At 45.5% G+C, this 18,112-nt stretch carries 20 protein-coding genes; 12 read left to right on the plus strand and 8 right to left on the minus strand.

Annotated elements, in window-relative coordinates; translation table 11 throughout:
* Positions 1-107: 107 nt before the first annotated feature.
* Complete coding sequence (gene typA / locus BEL05_RS10860; RefSeq protein ID WP_069671170.1) at positions 108-1,934, plus strand: translational GTPase TypA; 1,827 nt, start codon at positions 108-110, stop codon at positions 1,932-1,934.
* Positions 1,935-2,068: 134 nt separating this feature from the next.
* On the opposite strand, the gene BEL05_RS10865 is transcribed toward typA, so the two are convergent.
* The 4 genes from BEL05_RS10865 to BEL05_RS10880 all read right to left on the minus strand — a co-directional run bounded on the left by BEL05_RS10865 (position 2,069) and on the right by BEL05_RS10880 (position 5,693).
* The gene (locus BEL05_RS10865) at positions 2,069-2,821 is read right to left on the minus strand and encodes an EAL domain-containing protein (protein ID WP_373316124.1); all 753 of its coding nucleotides are present in this window, start codon (positions 2,819-2,821) and stop codon (positions 2,069-2,071) included.
* A gap of 294 nt (positions 2,822-3,115) precedes the next feature.
* A complete protein-coding gene (gene catB / locus BEL05_RS10870; protein WP_069671172.1) occupies positions 3,116-3,745 on the minus strand; it encodes a type B chloramphenicol O-acetyltransferase in 630 nt (209 codons plus the stop codon).
* A gap of 120 nt (positions 3,746-3,865) precedes the next feature.
* Positions 3,866-4,390, minus strand: a complete 525-nt coding sequence (locus tag BEL05_RS10875; RefSeq protein WP_217629863.1) for an HD domain-containing protein — start codon at positions 4,388-4,390, stop codon at positions 3,866-3,868.
* Positions 4,391-4,478: 88 nt separating this feature from the next.
* Complete coding sequence (locus BEL05_RS10880) at positions 4,479-5,693, minus strand: 4Fe-4S binding protein (protein WP_069671173.1); 1,215 nt, start codon at positions 5,691-5,693, stop codon at positions 4,479-4,481.
* A gap of 436 nt (positions 5,694-6,129) precedes the next feature.
* Here BEL05_RS10880 and BEL05_RS10885 point away from each other — a divergent pair, with 436 nt between their 5' ends.
* Positions 6,130-7,152 (plus strand): hypothetical protein, encoded by a 1,023-nt coding sequence (locus BEL05_RS10885; RefSeq protein WP_069671174.1) that lies wholly within the window; start codon positions 6,130-6,132, stop codon positions 7,150-7,152.
* A 35-nt stretch (positions 7,153-7,187) separates the two neighbouring features.
* Here BEL05_RS10885 and BEL05_RS10890 read toward each other — a convergent pair whose 3' ends face one another.
* The 3 genes from BEL05_RS10890 to BEL05_RS10900 all read right to left on the minus strand — a co-directional run bounded on the left by BEL05_RS10890 (position 7,188) and on the right by BEL05_RS10900 (position 9,657).
* Positions 7,188-8,690: a winged helix-turn-helix domain-containing protein gene (locus BEL05_RS10890; RefSeq protein WP_069671175.1), complete on the minus strand. Its 1,503-nt coding sequence runs from the start codon at positions 8,688-8,690 to the stop codon at positions 7,188-7,190.
* 72 nt (positions 8,691-8,762) lie between these two features.
* Complete coding sequence (locus BEL05_RS10895) at positions 8,763-9,413, minus strand: DUF2959 domain-containing protein (protein WP_028762962.1); 651 nt, start codon at positions 9,411-9,413, stop codon at positions 8,763-8,765.
* A gap of 22 nt (positions 9,414-9,435) precedes the next feature.
* The gene (locus BEL05_RS10900) at positions 9,436-9,657 is read right to left on the minus strand and encodes a hypothetical protein (RefSeq protein WP_028762963.1); all 222 of its coding nucleotides are present in this window, start codon (positions 9,655-9,657) and stop codon (positions 9,436-9,438) included.
* 86 nt (positions 9,658-9,743) lie between these two features.
* Here BEL05_RS10900 and BEL05_RS10905 point away from each other — a divergent pair, with 86 nt between their 5' ends.
* The 5 genes from BEL05_RS10905 to BEL05_RS10925 all read left to right on the plus strand — a co-directional run bounded on the left by BEL05_RS10905 (position 9,744) and on the right by BEL05_RS10925 (position 13,189).
* Positions 9,744-10,670: a virulence factor BrkB family protein gene (locus BEL05_RS10905; protein ID WP_037428094.1), complete on the plus strand. Its 927-nt coding sequence runs from the start codon at positions 9,744-9,746 to the stop codon at positions 10,668-10,670.
* On the plus strand, positions 10,667-11,611 hold the full coding sequence (locus tag BEL05_RS10910) for an alpha/beta fold hydrolase (RefSeq protein ID WP_069671176.1): 945 nt from the start codon (positions 10,667-10,669) through the stop codon (positions 11,609-11,611). The genes BEL05_RS10905 and BEL05_RS10910 overlap by 4 nt, the downstream gene beginning before the upstream one ends.
* A gap of 105 nt (positions 11,612-11,716) precedes the next feature.
* Positions 11,717-12,271, plus strand: coding sequence for a hypothetical protein (locus tag BEL05_RS10915; protein ID WP_028762965.1), 555 nt, complete (start codon positions 11,717-11,719; stop codon positions 12,269-12,271).
* A 32-nt stretch (positions 12,272-12,303) separates the two neighbouring features.
* A complete protein-coding gene (dtd, locus tag BEL05_RS10920; protein WP_028762966.1) occupies positions 12,304-12,741 on the plus strand; it encodes a D-aminoacyl-tRNA deacylase in 438 nt (145 codons plus the stop codon).
* Position 12,742: 1 nt separating this feature from the next.
* Entirely contained in the window at positions 12,743-13,189 is a 447-nt protein-coding gene (locus BEL05_RS10925; protein ID WP_028762967.1) for a thioesterase domain-containing protein, read from the plus strand.
* 80 nt (positions 13,190-13,269) lie between these two features.
* Here BEL05_RS10925 and BEL05_RS10930 read toward each other — a convergent pair whose 3' ends face one another.
* Complete coding sequence (locus BEL05_RS10930; RefSeq protein ID WP_028762968.1) at positions 13,270-13,833, minus strand: NapC/NirT family cytochrome c; 564 nt, start codon at positions 13,831-13,833, stop codon at positions 13,270-13,272.
* A 395-nt stretch (positions 13,834-14,228) separates the two neighbouring features.
* On the opposite strand from BEL05_RS10930, the gene BEL05_RS10935 reads away from it, so the two are divergent.
* The 5 genes from BEL05_RS10935 to BEL05_RS10955 all read left to right on the plus strand — a co-directional run bounded on the left by BEL05_RS10935 (position 14,229) and on the right by BEL05_RS10955 (position 18,105).
* Positions 14,229-14,663 carry a hypothetical protein gene (locus BEL05_RS10935; RefSeq protein WP_139151869.1) on the plus strand — a complete coding sequence of 145 codons (435 nt, stop codon included), beginning with the start codon at positions 14,229-14,231 and terminating at the stop codon, positions 14,661-14,663.
* Positions 14,664-14,774: 111 nt separating this feature from the next.
* Entirely contained in the window at positions 14,775-15,203 is a 429-nt protein-coding gene (locus BEL05_RS10940; protein ID WP_069671178.1) for a DUF2057 family protein, read from the plus strand.
* Between the two features lie 121 nt (positions 15,204-15,324).
* The gene (locus tag BEL05_RS10945; RefSeq protein ID WP_069671179.1) at positions 15,325-15,735 is read left to right on the plus strand and encodes a hypothetical protein; all 411 of its coding nucleotides are present in this window, start codon (positions 15,325-15,327) and stop codon (positions 15,733-15,735) included.
* A 277-nt stretch (positions 15,736-16,012) separates the two neighbouring features.
* Positions 16,013-16,444 (plus strand): heavy metal-binding domain-containing protein, encoded by a 432-nt coding sequence (locus BEL05_RS10950; protein WP_028762971.1) that lies wholly within the window; start codon positions 16,013-16,015, stop codon positions 16,442-16,444.
* Positions 16,445-16,467: 23 nt separating this feature from the next.
* The gene (locus BEL05_RS10955) at positions 16,468-18,105 is read left to right on the plus strand and encodes an efflux RND transporter periplasmic adaptor subunit (protein ID WP_069671180.1); all 1,638 of its coding nucleotides are present in this window, start codon (positions 16,468-16,470) and stop codon (positions 18,103-18,105) included.
* Positions 18,106-18,112 lie beyond the last annotated feature (7 nt).

The raw sequence follows: 18,112 nt of genomic DNA on the forward strand, positions 1-18,112 counted from the left end.
GTGCGAGAGCCCTCGGCTAGAGTAGAATGGCACGTTTTTGATTGCAACAGCTATTATTAAAGCTGTTATCAATACCCTATTTTTTTTTGATGGTAAGAGGTTTATCCGTGTTAGAGAATTTACGTAACATCGCCATTATTGCACACGTTGACCATGGTAAAACAACCTTGGTTGATAAGTTGCTGGCACAGTCAGGAACCCTTGAAACTCGAGGAGAGGCCGCTGAGCGGGTGATGGATTCGAACGATCTTGAAAAGGAGCGTGGAATCACGATTCTTGCAAAGAATACTGCCATCAAGTGGAACGATTACCGCATTAACATCGTCGACACTCCTGGTCACGCCGACTTCGGTGGTGAAGTAGAGCGTGTTCTTTCTATGGTTGACTGTGTATTGCTATTGGTTGACGCGGTTGATGGCCCAATGCCACAAACTCGTTTCGTTACTAAGAAAGCATTCGCTCAAGGCCTAAAGCCAATCGTTGTTATCAACAAGATTGACCGTCCAGGTGCTCGCCCTGATTGGGTTATTGATCAAGTCTTTGACCTGTTCGACAACCTAGGCGCTACCGATGAACAACTAGATTTCCCAATCGTTTACGCTTCAGCGTTAAACGGTTACGCAACCTTAGATCCAGAAGATACTGGCGTAGATATGACGCCACTTTTCGAAACTATCGTTGAAAAAGTTTCATTCCCAGATGCTGACTCGGAAGGTGACTTCCAGATGCAGATCACTCAACTTGATTACAACTCATATGTCGGTGTTATCGGTGTAGGTCGTATCAAGCGTGGTAGCGTTAAGACTAACCAGCAAGTGACTATTGTCGGTGCTGATGGTAAGCAACGTAACGGTAAGATGGGCCAAGTATTAGGTTACATGGGTCTAGATCGTACCGAAGTTGAAATCGCTAACGCGGGTGACATTGTTGCTATTACTGGTCTTGGTGAACTTAAAATTTCTGACACTGTATGCGCAGCCGGTGCTGTTGAAGCCATGCCTGCATTGTCAGTTGATGAGCCAACACTAACCATGACTTTCCAGGTCAACACTTCTCCATTCGCTGGTAAAGAAGGTAAGTACGTGACTTCACGTAATATCCTTGAGCGTCTAGAGCAGGAGCTGGTGCACAACGTAGCACTACGCGTTGAAGAGACTGAGAGTCCAGATCGTTTCCGCGTATCAGGTCGTGGTGAACTTCACCTTTCAATCTTAATTGAAAACATGCGTCGTGAAGGTTACGAGCTAGCCGTTTCTCGTCCAGAAGTGATCATGAAAGAGATCGATGGTGAGATGTGCGAACCATACGAAACCGTTACCGTTGATGTTGAAGAAGAGCATCAAGGTACTGTTATCGAGAAGCTTGGTACTCGTAAAGCTGAAATGAAAGATATGCAGCTTGACGGTAAGGGTCGTGTTCGTATCGACTTCGTTATCCCAAGCCGTGGTTTGATTGGTTTCCAAACTGAGTTCCTAACTGCGACTTCAGGTACCGGTCTTATCTATCATTCATTTGACCACTATGGTCCACATAAAGGTGGCGAGATTGGTCAACGCGCTAACGGCGTATTGATCTCTAACGCAACGGGTAAGGCACTAACATTCGCTCTATTTGGTCTACAGGACCGTGGTCGTCTGTTTATTGGTCATGCAGCTGAAGTTTACGAAGGTCAAGTGGTGGGTATCCACGCACGTTCTAACGACTTAACAGTAAACTGTCTTAAAGGTAAGCAGCTTACCAACATGCGTGCGTCGGGTACCGATGAAGCGCAAGTATTGACTACGCCAATTAACTTAACCCTTGAGCAAGCGCTTGAATTCATCGATGACGATGAGCTAGTTGAAGTAACGCCACAGAGCATCCGTGTTCGTAAGCGTTTCTTGACTGAAAACGAGCGTAAGCGCCACAACCGTGGTTCAAAAGACGCTTCTTAAGTCGGCAAGGTTATTGAGTACTGTATTGGTGCAGTGATAACCCCGCGATAAGCATTAAAAAGCCCTGAACATCTAGATGTTCAGGGCTTTTTGTATTGACTCGGCAGGCCTTTTTTAGGGGATAAGTAGAGCGATTACAGGGATGAAAAGTTAACTTGGGGCAAGTTCTCAAATCCGGGTTTGGCAAATAAGTAACCCTGCATTAATTCAATTCCAGCACCCTGTAACCAGAGAAACTCAGCTTCAGTTTCTATGCCCTCAGCTAACGGCGTGATATTGAGATCGCGAAACATGTTCAGGCAGTTTGCAACGATCGACTGGCGCACTTTGTCGGCATTTATATTGCGCACTAGCCCCATATCCAATTTGATAATATTTGTCTGAAAATCTGCTAGTAAACCTAATCCCGCATAGCCTGAACCAAAGTCATCGATGGCGGTTTTAAAGCCTAACGATTGATAATACGCCACGATACGTTCTACATGTGTACTGTCTTCAATTTTTTCCACTTCGGTGAATTCAAACATAATATTTTGGGTGGGAAAGTTGTACTTTTTAGCTGCTTCTAATGTTGTGCGAATACAGCGCTCAGGCTTATAAATGGCGTTGGGTAAGAAATTGATACTTAACATTGACGTAATGCCAAGCTTTGCAGCTAAGGCTATTGCCTTAATTCGGCACTGCTGATCAAAAGCATAACGGTTTTCATTGTTTACTCTAGAGATGATTGAATAGGCCGATTCATTATTCAGGCCCCGTACTAGCGCCTCATAGCCAAAAATACGCTTAGAGCGACAGTTGATGATGGGTTGAAAAGCCATGGTAAAATCAAAGTCTAAGTTTTCTCCCTCAGAACAATTACTACAAAGCACTCTCTCATTATTCATTGAACTTCTATCCATTGCAGTATTGTGAGATCCAAATTTAAGACTAGTCTTTTAATGTCATTAACGCAATGCAGCTATGTATAAAGGTATATAATTCATTGGGTTATGAAATTATCGGCCGCCTTCACCAAGATTAACTTCAGCATTTGTCGCTGAATTTTTTCTTAGCACTACTGCTATATATCGCTGTTGGCGTGGTATCCCTAGCGTGTTAAAAATGGGTAAGAAAAAGCCACTTCAATAACGCTAGTGAGCCTAATTGCCTCAGCCTCCCGTATTGGCCGCTATATTTCGTTATGTGCGTACTTCCTGCTGCCAATAATTGTAAAGGGTTTCAATATCACAAGAGCAAAGATGCTTAATTCCTCCCTTTAAAACGCTCTCAGGCCAATTCCACCACTGCATTTCAAGCAACATGGCTATCTCTGACTCCGCAAAGCGGAACTTAATATGTTTTGCAGGATTTGAGCCGACAACCTCATATGGTGCTACCTCTTTGGTTACGACAGCTCTACTTGCAATGATGGCGCCATGACCTATTTTGACGCCAGACATAATCATTGCTTCTGAACCAATCCAAACATCATTGCCAACTACAGTATCGCCTGCACGTTGAAATCCATCTGTCGCATCGGCGAAAACTTCATTGTCTTGGTAAAAGAATGGAAATGTACTAATCCAATCATTTCTATGTCCTTGATTTCCCGCCATCATAAACACCGCACCGGAACCTATTGAGCAAAAACTGCCGATAATAAGCTTATCGACATCATCTCTGTCTGGGCTGAGATAGCGAGCGCAGTCATCAAAGCTATGGTTGTGATAATAACCAGAATAGTAGCTATGCTTGCCCACTATGATGTTTGGGTTTGCCACTTGTTGCTTTAACGGGAGCCCCGAAAAAGGAGATTCAAAATAATTCATAACCTTAATTTACCTTAGAAGCACGTACGCTTTGTTAGCTGTTTTTGGCACTGGCGACTTTCTATGTAATTAAACACGTGCCCTTTTTTGGCACTGTATCAAGATCAACTCTATTTTTTGTTAACGGCTGACGCTACGAATCAAACGGTTGTTGCCATCAGCTGCAATTGATTCAAACTGGGTGTCTAATTCTTGATAGATATCCCAGCGCTCCTTTGCCAGTGCCGCAGCAATACGGTCAATGACTTGTAATTCGAGCGATTCAACCCTTTTCCCTTTCCAGAGTTTATCTGCCAGTGCAATGAGCAGCTCTTCAGTAGAACAATCCATTTCATGCCAGCGAGCATGGGACATACAACAGCGAGCTATCTTGGGCGAAACACCTTCACTAAGAAGAATTCTCTCTCCTTCTGGTTCGTGCTCTGAGCCGGGGGCCGTCATTTCTTGGGCGTGGGTAATTTTTCCTATATCGTGAATAGCTACCCCAATTTTTACAAACTCCGAATCAATCGGCACCCCTAACTGCTTACATTTATCCAGAATTAAATCTGCCGCTTCTCCGACGAGCTTAACATGAGTTAGTAGGTGCTCCGATGCGCCCAAATTACTCATAAGCGTTAGTGCATCAACTTTTGAATTTAACACCAATACTCCTTTAGACAGTTAACGTTCCGTTTAAAGCACGGGGTAGCTGTATTTAACATCAAAATGGCCAAACTTTCATTGGAAGGTGTTAATGCCCTATGGCATTCAAATGTTGGATCAAATACATCCTGATCTCTGTTGGCGTCTGACTGACCCAATATCCGCAGCTATAGGCAATAAGCGGGAGCATAAACAATATCATCAATAGCATAATCATCAGCCCTCGCCCAGATAATTGAATGCCGTTACGGGTGCTGAACTGAAGCGCTTCTTTCTTTGGACAGGCCGATATACAACGCATACAAGCTTGGCACTCATCTGAGCGGATATTTGCTTGAGTATGGACATTGATGGCAGCAGGACAGGCGCGAGTGCACTTATCACAGCTCATCCCTCTAGATTCAATCAGGCAGTGCTTGGTATTTCTACGAATTTTAAACGGACTGAGAAAGCTTAGTAATCCTAATAGCGCACCATAGGGACAGATGTAACGACAAAAGCCTTGGCGTCGCCAAGCGGCCAGTCCTAAAATTATGCCAAAGCCTATGAGTGTAACGAGCCCCGGAGTAATGAAAAACAGCGCCATCTTTAAGTCGGCAATCTTATGATAATTTCCGTTTAGGTATTGGGGTAGTGAGGCTGTTGGCATGGTAATGATGATATACAGCAGGCCAGCGAGCAGTAGATATTTGAGCATGCGCAGGGGCCAGTCGAGCCATTTTGGGGGTAATAACTCAGATTTAATGAAGCGTTTTCTGAATTTATAAAGATACTCCCCAGCTAAGCCCAGCGGGCAGGCCCAACCACAAAATGCGCGTTTGCATAATAAACCGGTCAGCAATACTAGCGTTAGCATCACCGCTGCAGCAGGATGGTTTTGATCCCAAAGCCCTAAGGTGACAATTGCCTTGATTTCAATGCCGCCAGCAATGGGTAAAAAGGCATCGCCTACGTCGGGACGCATTAACCAAGGAGTAATGCCCATTTTTAGCATGACGGCATTGGCCGCAAATTGAATCCCAACGAGCAGCATCGATAGGGCTAACAGGTGTTGAATCACTTCCCGTTGGGTGTTGATACGTTGTTCACCGTTTACCCATTGTGGCCAAAGCCTACCGAGCACGCCGATGGCCGCCGCAGCAAGCACAAGGCATAAAAATAGTGGCCAATAGAGTGTGCTGACGGTCGCCGCAACGAGTGTGGCTGCGCTGGCAATCGCTCCCCATTTCTGGCCACTCCAGTAGAGTAAGCTGGTGCTATAAATCAGTGCCAGCATTAAGGTTAACGATTCAATCATGCTCATTGTGAGAAAGTCCTGTGACAGTTTGTATCATTAGGAGGCTGACAATGCTTATTAGTTCTTGCACGGTATTGAGACTGTGGTAAAGGTCACTAAATTTTGTCGGGCCGTTACTATTTTGATGATCAATGTCGCCTTATTGCTAGCTTGTAACATCTGATACTGGGTATGCCTAAGCACGGGTAGGATGTTTTTTGACGAGTAGATAGCGATCTCGGTCAATGGAACTCGCATTTATACTGTGGAAGGTCGTGATGTTCACTCTTTAAAATTGTTTTAATTCAATTGATTAAATAAAAATTAAACTTGTGTGTGGTTTCATTTTGTTTTGTTTTTTGACCTTGGTGATACAGATTAATACATTGCGCCGCAGTGGTAGTGCAATGGCGCTACGTGTTTAGTGAGTGAAGCTGTGAGTGCTTCCTAGGTAAAGGTGTTTATGTTGCGTTCTGTGTTGATGGTAGGTGTATTGGGGTTAGCGCTTGTTGGGTGTGGTGGTTCGAGTAGTGACAATGGGGGAAAACCGGGTCCGGATAAAATTAAACCCAAGCCAATACTAATCGATAGATATCCAGAAGGTATTTATCTCGGCAGTTTAGCGAATGATGCTGGGGATATTGTCCGTGGTGTCAATGGTTATAGCCAGTATGTTGGCATTGGTTTTGCTGTCGATGTAGGGACCGTAGGACAGATAACTCAAGAGTTTGAGGCCAGCATTGCTGAGATCGGCGGTGAGGCAAATCAAGCGGGTGATTGGTACAGTTTAACCACTAAAGCGAGCAAGACAGATAAACTGCTTCATGACATCGATTTAAATTACTGTGTGTATGAGGGGGCGACATCATGCCCTGTTGCTCAAGCGAGTACAGAGATCGGTGACCGCCTGCTTAAGCCATTATCATCACTCCATCGTGCGCAACTGGAATCCAACCGATTTGCGCCAAATTTTTCGCCAATTCTCACCAATAAAGGCTTTACTGTTGAGACTGATCTGGTCACGCCCACCTCATTACTATTTGTTAAAACACAAGCGCTACAGCTTAACGGTGAACTAATGAGATCGTTAGTGGGCAGTGAATGGCTGGCGCCAACATCTCATGCAAAGGCCAGTCATTACAGTCGTTATCGCTTTCAACAACTACCTAGTGGTGGCCTCATCATCAATGCTTCTATGCTCGATGAGCAAGGCCAAGCGCAATGTCGAGTAACAAGTGAGCGTAGCTTTAATGCCAAACAAGGTTTGCTGATGACGTTTTCGGTGGAGATGAATCTTGATGAGCAACTTAACTGTAATACCTACCTCAAAAATATGGGACAGTCAGATGAGTTTGTGAAGGCGCTGCAAACTCCCCAAACCGTCACCATCGGCTTTATTGCTGGTGAAAGTGGTTTACCAACGATGGCTTTAAAACAGGTGGCTGGTGACTATTCTGTTGCTGGTTCAGGTTTATTTATGCGCTAGGTGTCGCCGCCGGGAATAGGCTGCCAGTAGGCAGCCTATTTGGCTTGCGGCGCAGGGAAATAGGTTTGTGCGCGGTCACAGTAGTCCTGGAATATATCAATCCAAGTACCAAGATCATTGCTTAGGCGTTCATTTTTTATTAATGACTCCCAGGCACCTAAACATCTTTGTTGTATGTTGTCTGGGTCAAGCTGAGTGAAAATTTGTTTTGAGGGTAGTACTAACGACAGTGATACTTGAGACTTTAGGTAGTACAGGCGAAACAGATCGGGCTTACTCTCTTTGAGTGCGAGATCAGATAGCACGAGATAAACGAATGCATTGTCGATTTGATTGTTAAACCGTGCTTTAAACAATCGCTCTCTGGCGTTTTCATGCTGGCCCATTTTGAAGTTTAATAGCCCTAGCCAGATCTCCATCTCCTCTTCGGGATTGGGAAAGTCACGCTCCATACGTTCTAACCAATGCGTCATTTTTTGTGGCTCAAGTGCCGGGGTTTGCAATAGCTGACGTGCCAGATAGTTGACCTCTGATGAACTGAGCTGCTGGCTATCAAGTTGTGCAGCCATTGTTTTAGAGACAAAAGCCAGCGTATCATTCTGTTGGGGTTGTGGAATGGCTGGCAGGGCAAAAAACTTTGCCAAATCAGCAGTCATACGTGCAATTCCGCTGTCGAGCGCCTTGATGTCGAGTGAGTATTCTCCGCTAAAGATACGTTTTTCACTGCTATGAAAAACTAACTCAAGTTGTGCGATTAGCTCATAGTCAGAACGACCTTTGCTGAGGCGTAGGTTGAGTTTGTAATCACTAAAGAGGGTGTTTCTGGAGCCTGGCCAATAGGGGCTATCATCTATTTGGCTAAGGAAATAGCTGGGCGCATCTTGATTGTTCACATTGATATAGGGGTAGGCTATCTGTTGTGCCAAGAGTGCTGTTTTGATGGCTTTAATATAGGGTTTAAGCGAGTTGTCGGTAACGTTCACTTTATGGAGCAGCAGTTCGACAACTGGCACGGTAACAGATGAACTGGCTGGTGCCGTGGTGATCTTAGATTCTTGTTGTGGCGTTAGGCCAATAAACAGACCAACGGTAACCAGTAATATAGCGATATAAACCAGGTGAACACTCCACTTCTTGGGAGATGGTGTTGGCGGGCTTGCCAATGGCTGCTCAACGGCCTCCACTAAACTGACTCTAGCAGCATTAAGGTAGTAGCCCTTTTTAGGGTAAGTTACCAGCAGTTTAGTCGCATCAGATTCGGGTGAGTGCTCTTTAAAAATAGCGCGTAGGGTACTGATTCTATTAGTGAGTACATTTTTAGATATAAAGTTACTCTGCCAAACCTTGGCGATGAGCTCGTCGGCGGCGATCGGAGTGCCAGTTTGTTGTAGCAAGACTTCCAGGAGTTCTTGGCTGCGGGGCTCTAGCTCAATCTCTTTACCCGCTTTGCTTAATTGGCGATGAACGGGGTCATAGATTAAGGTATCTATCGCAATCTTACATTGACGTGTTTTTGCTTGAGAAAGAATATCTGCCATAGATTAAGAGTCAGCTGTCACTTGCAATATCTTGGTGTGGAAAGTAGCGCCTCTGAAGAGGCGCCAATAGATTTACTTGCCGCCTTCAATCGATTCGATAAATTTGGTTGATTCGGCAATCGACTTGTTCATCTCTTTAATTAGGCTTGATATGTCAGTTTGCAGACTAGCAAATTCTCCTTTTATCGCACCAATGGCTTGGGCGTTAAGGTTATGCTTAAGGTAGAGCATGTTATCTTTCATGGCGGTGAGAATTGGCGGCATCTTGCTTTCGGCACGGCGCATGGTTTTAACCAGTTGCTGGTATGAACGTTGGGTTTCACGTAATTTGGTTTCACTGTTGCGGCGCAGACTGGCTTTGCTTATTTCACCAATTTCAGTTTGCCACTCATCAAATAGCGCCTCGGCGACATCTTCAACCTTATCGATACGGCTACTCACCTCATCAGCGGCTTCTTGAGATGATTCATACTCATCCTTTGCTTTATTGTAGGCTTTTTCAAGGTCGCCACCATCATGGTTAAGTAGCGCCTGCATCTCTTCGAGTGCCGAGCTAAACTGCTCTTGTGCTTCTTCTTGTGACTCTTTGGCGGCAGTCACGCGGTCGACCATGATGTCACGCTTATGGTAGCCCACTTTTTCCATGGCGCCGTAATAAGCGCTTTGGCAGCCGCTAAGCAACATTGCTGAGGTGATGACAACAGCTGATAATACGTTTTTCATCCTGAAATTATCCTTTAATAAGTTAGTCGGCCTTAAACTTTGCCGCGTCGATAATGCTCCAAAGGTGGGCAATGCCGCCAATGATAGCCGGTACAATGAGCCACCACATGGCATAACCAACAATGGTGATCACGCAAAATAGTATGGCGGCTAAGATGCGCCCTTGGACTAATTGTCCCAATCCTGGGAAGAAGAAACTTGCAATTGCAGCAATAACATTGCCTGCAGAACCTTGTTGTGACATCTATTTGTTCCTTACACTTGTAACTAGCATCTTTAAACTTGTAATCTAGCTTACGCAGTTAACACCACTTGAATCAAGAGAATACCGTGATAAATAGAATTGATGGGAGCCTATTTCGCTCGATTATGCTGGGTATCTGGGAGTTTATGATACATCTAAAGCAGCGTGTGGCGGAAGATCAGATTAATATGCGTGCTGGGCACTTAGCTTATGTGACTTTATTGTCTCTGGTGCCTATGATCGCTGTGACCATGTCTATGCTGTCCGCGTTTCCGGTTTTTAAGGGCATTCGCGGTCAGATTGAAGCTTTTATCTACGAAAATTTTATCCCCTCGGCTGGTGACAGCGTCCAAGTTTATATTAATGAGTTTGTCGCCAATGCTTCTAAAGGCACTGCTGTGGGTATTGGTGCCCTAGTGGTTGTGGCGATTTTGTTGATCTCCAATATCGATAAATCTTTAAATGGTATCTGGCGCACTACTGAGAAGCGCTCGTTTGTGGTCTCCTTTTCGATGTATTGGATGGTGTTAACGCTAGGGCCAGTGTTAATGGGCGCGAGCATTGTTGCCAGCTCTTACCTGGTGTCGCTAAAGGTGTTTAATGGAGCAGATTTAAGTGGTGTGGTCCCGTTACTGGTGGAACGCCTGCCGATGTTTTTCTCTGTCGCGACCTTTTTGCTTATCTATATGGTGGTGCCTAATACAAAGGTTAAGTTTTTCCATGCCCTTTTGGGGGCTATTGTTGCGGCATTATTATTTGAGTTGGGTAAAAAAGGATTTGCGCTGTATATCACCGAATTTCCCTCCTATGAAGCCATTTACGGAGCATTGGCAACGATTCCAATTCTGTTTGTTTGGGTATATCTGTCATGGATGATTGTCTTAATTGGTGCTGAGATAACCGCTGCCATGCCGGAATATTTGGATAAGCGTTTACTCGCCATTGATGATGGTGCTGAGCCTGATGTCAGTGAAGCAAAACAGCAAACCTCTGCCATGGACATGGATAAGTGAATAAGGGTGATGGCCACCCCTTCATCCGCCAAGATTGGTTAGATGTGGGTGCAGGGCATCAGCTTTTTTTAGCACAATATGGTGACCCTCAAGGTGTTCCTGTGCTCTACCTGCATGGCGGGCCAGGTGCAGGCTGCAGTGCCGAGGAGTTGAAACTCTTTATTGATGATGGTTTTCATATCTACATGCTGGACCAGCGTGCGGCAGGTCGCTCAAAGCCTTGCGGAGTATTAGAGCATAACAATCTACTTGAGCTGCTCAAAGATATCGAACGGGTGCGAAACTGGGCCAAGGTAGACGCATGGTGTCTGCTTGGTGGCTCATTTGGGGCAACTCTGGGTTACCTTTATAGCTGTATTTACCCTAAGCGGGTGTTGAGTCAGGTATATTGGGGCATGTTTATTCCATCACCAGAGGGCGCTGATTGGCTTTATGGCCCAGGCGGCGCGGCGCAGATATTCTCAACCCAATACCGAGAATTCACCCGAGGGTTTAACGGCACTCTCGATGCCTTGTTTGAGCAGTTTCATCAAGATTTTCATGCTCCTTGCAGTGATGTGCGTGATCATTCTATCCGCAGATGGTTAGCCTGGGAGCTTGAGTTGGCAGCGCCTGGCTGCACCATCCATGATCGTTATGCAGAGCAAAGTAGTGTGCTGGCGAGGTTAGAGCTGCACTATGCCAAGAATGACTATTTCGGTGCCTACGCCTTGATGAAAAAGGTGGGGGCTGCGTTAACCGCGCCAACCGTTATTTTGCAAGGGGAGCTCGACTGGGTCTGCCCACAACCGATAGTGGACAAGTTTTTAGCTTGCGATGGCCCAGAGTTGTTAAGCTCTCGTTTAGTAAAGAGCGGTTACCATACCTTGTCTGATGAGCGCATGTGTAGCGTCGTGGCGGCGGCAGTGTCGCAAATGGGACGTTATGTAAAAAGCCTTTAAGGCAATGCTTTGGGTGAGGTGTTGTCGTGCTGAGACAATACCAATCAGAATAAATGTAATGATCAATCTGCGCATGATGCGCCTATATGAAGAAAGAGAGATGGGATGAAAAAACTGATAATTGCTAGTGTAGTGTTGTCATTGTGCGGCTGCGCGATGACTGATACCAAAGAAACTGCGCCTGACGTTAATCAAGTGCCAGAAAAGGTGTACTTAAGTGGCATGAGTAATGAATTGGCGACGGATGCGCTACTGGTCTCTTTGATTAATAAGAACTATATGGCGAAAAAGGTCGCATCAAACCGCATCGGAGTACAATTGGGCGGCCATCAATTTGTATTGCAGCCTAGCTTAAATCCGCAAGGTGTCGATAGAATTTTAGCTAGCCGCTATTACGCGGTACACCCTAAGCTAGCAAACAGCCAAGATTTAATGGTGTTAATTGGCAGCTTAAATCACAAGTTAAACTTTGCGAAGTTCACCCTGCGCGACAACGGTAAGGTGATTCAGGTCCAAGGCGCCGCGACCTTTGTGGGTACCCTTGAGCTCGAAGAGCTACGTCGTTTCTTGATATGGACTGACGATGCCCTCAAGCAAGTGGCAAAGTCATTGCCTAATAGTGCCGAAGAGCTGATTAAACCTATGCCAGTAATGCCTTGATATTGGGTGTTAAGTCTGGGAGATAAAAAATAGTGATTGCGTTAATACAGCGTGTGAAACAGGCCAAGGTCGATGTAGCGGGCCAAACCATTGGCGCCATCGACCAAGGTTTATTGGTGTTGCTCGGTGTCGAGCGCGACGATGATCTGGCTAAGATGGAGAAGCTGGCCACTAAGGTGATGAGTTATCGAGTTTTTGGTGATGACAATGGCAAGATGAATCTTAATTTACAGCAGGTTGGTGGCAGTTTATTGGTGGTGTCGCAGTTTACCTTAGCGGCCGATACCGGGCGCGGCCTGAGGCCCAGTTTCTCAGGCGCTGGCACGCCGGATCAAGCGAATACTCTTTATGAAGCGTTCGTGGCGTTTTGCCGGAATAAAGGCGTCAATACCCAAACCGGTGAGTTTGCGGCAGATATGCAGGTCAGTTTGGTTAATGATGGCCCTGTGACCTTTAACTTGCAGGTGTAGTATGGCTAATGATGCATTGCTTACCCAGTTGCAGGCCACTTGGCATCGCACTATACCCGTAAGCCAGTTTATGCAGATAACACCAGAGGCATACCGCGACGGCACCTTTAGTGTGTCTGCGCCCTTGGCCCCGAATCTCAATCTTCACGACACCATGTTTGCTGGCAGCATCTACACCTTGATGACTTTAACGGGGTGGGGGGCGGTGTGGCTTAATCAACGCTTATCTGAGGTCGAAGGCGACATAGTATTGGCGAAGGCGGATATACGCTATCTTGCTCCTGTTGATGCTAACCCTGTGGCGAAAGTAAGCTGGCCAGAGGTTGATTTAACAGTATTGGCAGAGGGGCAAAAAGCGAAGGTGAACTTGTCGGTGGAACTTTATAGTGGCGATAGGTGCTGTGCCAAGTTTGAAGGCACTTACGTCAGTTTGCCACAGATTAGGTAACCGTTTAAGCAGATAAAAAAAGCCTCATAATGAGGCTTTTTTTGGGTTCATATTTTCAGGCTAGTGCTGAAAATTTATGCTTATCCTTTTGGATAAACGTGTGCAACGCCTTTATGACAGTCAACACAGGTCTTACGCTTGTCAGCATCTTTCTTAAAGTTGTTGGCGTGCATTCTCTTCGCCATCTTCTTCATAGTTTCAGGCTGATCTTCGTAGATTCGTGTGTGACAGTGCTGGCAGTTTGCGCTGTCGTTTGAGCGGAAATACTTAAGTGCTAAATCAGCTTGCTCTTTACGGTTTTCATCCAACCACTCTTGGGTGTTGAAACCATCGATAGTAAGGAAACCATATAGATCTTTAGATACGATGATCTTTTTGATCAGGTAGTCAACTGGGCCATGTGGTAAGTGACAGTCTTGACACTGAACGGTAACACCCGCTCGTCCGCCACCGTGTGCAGAAGCCAGTACTTCATCTTTTAGTGAATGGTTGCTGTGGCAAGACATACAGAATTCATCTGTGCTTGTAGCATGTAAGGTTTGCTGTGTAGCAAAGTAGCCCACAACACCGACAACAATACCAACAACTAGTAGGGCTAGTATTGAGTATTTTGCGCTTGGTTTAAATAGTGCACGCCAGTTCATCACTCTATCTCCAAAATAATATAGTTATTATATCTATTATATTTACTTCATCTCTGTAACGGTGAGTATAACCAGATTGGGCTGATTGATCTGGCTTTAAAGCTACAAAATGAGAGCTAGCTCTAACTCTATATTACATAAGCAAGAATATCTGAATTTGCTCAATATATATGCGCAAACTCTAAAGTTAATCCATCCACAACAATATGACAAGTTTGTCGTATCTTTTACTGCTTGGTAATGATTTTGTTGGTGAATTGTCCTGCTTTAGTATGACAACGATGTGACCTTCAAAGAATTATTTTGCAGTGCGTTGAACCTTTTTGCTTAATTCCAGGTCTACTGCAATAACCGATAAAAACTATTTTGGGCAACCGCAGTAAATGATGGTTAACTTGGCAAAAGCATTCTTGATTATCGCGCTGATGGGGCAGTTTATTCTGACTCCAGCGATGGCGATGCCGAATGCTTTGCTGACGCTGTTACATGGTCAACATGAAATGACGGCGATGTCGATGGGTGATAATAGCCGCTCTGAGGCGTTGGCCTTTTCCATGGTCGATGAGTCAGTGATGGCCAAATCCCATGGTGATGAACCTTGCATGCATTTAACCGCGGATTCAAAATTGTTATCGATGATCGATTGCCAAGCAGTGTGTGACGCACTCGGAAGTGGCAATTGTATGGCTCATTGCGCCTCAACATTAGGATCGTTAATCGAACCTAACCTTTTGGTCATTAGTATTGACTTAGGTGGGGCTATCGATAGTGCCTCTTGGTCACTGCAAACCGCAGAACTCGTTCAAACTTCTCCCCCTCCAATAAGCTAAACCCTAACATTCATATATTTACCTTACAGAATATTGGCTGTTGCCGTGCTGCATATAGCGCATGAACATGGCCTCAATGTTAGACATCCCTATATGTTTTTGGAGTGTATTATGAAATCTATATCTACTATTGCTACAGCATTGGTTGCATTTTTACTGTTTGCAAGCGCGTCCGTTGCAGCTGCGAGTATTACCTTTCCCGATGTGCTTGAAGTGCACAATGATGTGTCATCTCAAGGCGCTAATACGTTTGAGTTTAACAAGGGAAGGCAGCTAATTGAGTTGACCTATCGCGATATTTTTGCTGATAACGCCGATGATTCTGGCGCCTGGATAAAGTCGGATCCGCTTTACTTGACCTTAGAGTTGGCGGCCGACGCTCATTATCGCATCACGCTACCGAACATTGATAGTGAACAGGAAGCGCGGGCATTTATTCAGCGCCCAAAGGTGATGCTTATTGGCAGTGATGGGCAGGTTGAGCCGCTGGCACTGCTGAATCATCAGGAGTTGATGGCGATGATATGGATATCCAAATAGCCGTTTTAATTGGCAATTTTACTTAATTCAGTAAACTGACTTGTTTAGATTATGTGAATTCAGTCAAGGTTGTTTTCAATTATCGTGATAGACTTAATCCATCTCATTATCAGGAAGCGTCATGCGTAAAATGCTGCGTCACCATACATTCGTCATCATTACTTTGCTCTGCATGCTGGGTCAGGTATTGCTGTCTAATGGCTTTTCTATGGTGTCTTATGCTCAAGCGGATGAAATGCCCATGGTGATGCAGATGGAAAATGGTGCCAACTGTCATTCGTCTCCAACACAGATGAAGTCTCACTGCTGCGATGCCGAGCAAAATGTGCTTCCCGCGGCTCAGCATTGCTGTGAAGGCAATGGATATTGCAAGGGAGATTGTAATCATTGTTTGGTGATCTCCGTGACAGGAACACTATTTACCGTGAAGTCTTGGCCTAGCTTTAACGGATCAGAGTCTATCTTGGCCACTCAAATGCCTCATTTTCACTCCATCTCGTTAGGTTCCGATCTCCGACCTCCAATCGCTTAATAATGCTCTATTTGTGCTGCCTGCATGGTCAGGTTTGCGATCGCGTTATCTAACACAAAAATTATTTAGTCATTCGTAACAGTTCGGTGAGTGCTATCCGTAGGTGCTACTTTGTGTCCACACAAGAGCAAAGATAATCTATGGCAAAAAGCGTTAACACCAAACTGATTTATAACGATAATTGCTTTATATTAGCCGTTCATTGTTTATCCTTGGTTGCTGTCTTAATTAGGGCTCAAGGGAGGCAATACGGTTACCATTATGATGGAGTCAATGAATGAAAACCCTTATCAGCTTAGTGCTAACCGCTTTTCTTTTTGTAATGTCAGCGCCGATGGCGTTTGCACACCAGCATGCTCATGGTGAGCAAGCTGTACAAAACTATGATTGCCCTATGCATCCTGAAGTGACTGGCAAAAAAGGGGATACCTGCCCTAAATGTGGCATGAACCTCGAGGTCGCTAAAGGTTCCGCTGACACTAAAAACTGCCCGCATGGTAAGCACGCAGCAGATGCCAATGTGCATCATGAAAAAAGCAAGTGTGATAACTGTCCAAAGCATCAAAAACACCACAAAGTAACGGCTAAATATGATTGCCCTATGCACCCTGAAGTGACGGGGAGTAAAGGCGATACTTGCCCTAAATGTGGCATGAATTTAGAACCAGTAAAAACTGCTAGCAGCCCTGCTCAGCACCAACATCACTAGTTACTGAGTGGAAGTGAGGCATTATGAGTCATTTAAATTTATCCAATAAGCGCCAAAAGGCGGCTTATCTTTTAAGCCTATTTTTAGTTACTGCACTATTGAGCTCGACGAGTTTGGCGGCAGCGGAGTTATCAAACCATCAGAGTCATGAACACGGTGCTGAGCAGAAAAATTATGCGTGCCCAATGCACCCAGAAGAGACCAGTCATCAAGCGGGTAGCCGTTGCCCCAAGTGCAATATGTTCTTAGTAGAACAAGAGGTCGATGGTGTCGATAGCCAAGCGGTTGCTGAGCAGAAAACTTATGTGTGCCCAATGCACCCAGAAGAGACCAGTCATCAAGCGGGTAGCCGTTGTCCTAAGTGCAATATGTTCTTAGTTGAAGAGGAAGAGGAGGAGCGCCTCTCTGATCCCCATGCAGCTCATCAGCAAGCTGAAGGGCTGCCCGCATTAAGCCAGGCCGACGAGATACTCAACCAACCTAAGCCGACATTAATGCCAGCCGCTCAAAGCAGTGGCGATGGCAATGTAAAATACGTCTGCCCAATGCATCCACATGTGGTGTCTGACGTGCCCGGCACTTGCCCTATTTGCGGGATGAACCTTGAAAAAGTCACCTTGGGTGAAGTGGGCGAAGAGGTGGTTGTTGGCGTATCGGGAGGCATGCAGCAAGCATTAGGCATGCGCAGTGAAACCGTTGGCGAAGGGACCCTATGGAAGTTAGTTAAAACTATTGGCACCGTTGAGTACAACCAGAACGCGATAGGTCATGCGCATACCCGTGTTAATGGCTGGATAGAATCTTTAATGGTGCACAATATTGGTCAGCAAGTTAAAAAGGGGCAGTTGTTATACGAGCTCTATTCACCTGAGCTTATCAATGCCCAAGATGACTATATGCAGGCAAAAGACTACCTAAAGCAAGACAAGGTGAGGGGAGAGTCGCTATTACGTAAAGCGCGTCTTCGCCTTGAGCTATTAGGGGTGACATCAGCAACCATTAAACAGCTAGAGCGCACTGGCGAAACCATTTATCGGGTGCCTTTTTATGCGGAGCAAGATGGCTTTGTCAGTCAATTATCGGTACGTCATGGCATGTATGTGCAGCCCGGCGATACCCTGTTTGAGATTGTCGACCTCAGTAGTGTATGGGTTATTGCCGATGTGTTTGAAAATGAGCAAAGTTGGCTTGAAACCGGACGCCCAGTTGAGGTGACATCAGCGGCGCAAGGCTTATTTGATTTAGCGTCCAGTATTGACTACATCTACCCAGAACTGGACCCCGTTTCACGTGCTATGCGGGTGCGCATTAAGCTTGAAAACGCCGACAAGCTGCTTAAGCCTGGCACTTTAGTGGACGTTAAACTGTTTGGTGGCCCTAAACGTGGTGTGCTGACCGTGCCTACCGAAGCATTGATCCTCACTGGTCGCGAAAATCGAGTGGTGGTGCAGCGTGACGATAATCGCTTTACCTCAGTGACGGTAAAAGTTGGCATGATTGCTCAGGGGAAAGCTGAGATTATTGAAGGCTTACAGGCTGGCGATAAAGTCATCGTATCAGGCCAGTTCTTACTGGACTCTGAAGCGAGCATTCAAGGTAGCTTGCAGCGATTGAGTGGCAGCAATAGTGATGCTACAGCTGACCCTCATGCCAACCATTAATCGGAGA

It is taken from the genome of Shewanella colwelliana (genome assembly GCF_001735525.1).
GTDB lineage: Bacteria > Pseudomonadota > Gammaproteobacteria > Enterobacterales > Shewanellaceae > Shewanella > Shewanella colwelliana.